Annotated in this window: 1 pseudogene; it reads right to left on the bottom strand. The window is 46.8% G+C overall.

What is annotated here, in order from left to right:
• A pseudogene (locus A3729_RS32420) lies at positions 1–611 on the bottom strand (phosphate ABC transporter permease); the annotation flags it as partial.

The raw sequence follows: 611 nt of genomic DNA on the forward strand, positions 1-611 counted from the left end.
GAACCGCCAAGTAAAAGTTCCATGCCGATAATGTCTCTGTTCTCGGGCAAATGAACGGTGCCGTTAATGGTCGCCTGTTCGTTATCGGCCAGGTCGAAGATGTTGATGTCTTTTTCCGATGCTACAAAAACCCAGCGCATACCGGGTTCAGCGATGACGAACTTTGGTTCACTATTCAATGTCGGCATGCTAACAGGCTCTGCTTCAAGCATTACCTCACCGGTCATGAAGTTTTCTTCTTTTGAGAAGCGAGTTGAGAACAGTTCACTTTGATCATTCGCGCCAACGATCAAAATGGCGTCTTCAGTTAATGATAATGAGACAAATGTAATTGGGTGCCCTGATTCGTCCATATCCATTGGCTCTTCGCCAAAGGGAAACTCGATATAAGGCGTAATAAGGCGCTTATCGTTTGGATAGGTGATCTTGTAGCTGTGCTTAACGATAATAATTTGGCCATTACTCAAACCTGCCAAAATAGTGCGACTGGCGGGCTCTGCAGCACTGACGCTTGTGACACTAACGCCTTCAGGGATGGGTAGGCGCTGATTACTGACAACGCTGCCGTCTTGCGTATTGAAGAAGATAATATTGCCCTGATCCGTCACACG

The organism is Oleiphilus sp. HI0043 (assembly GCF_001634935.1).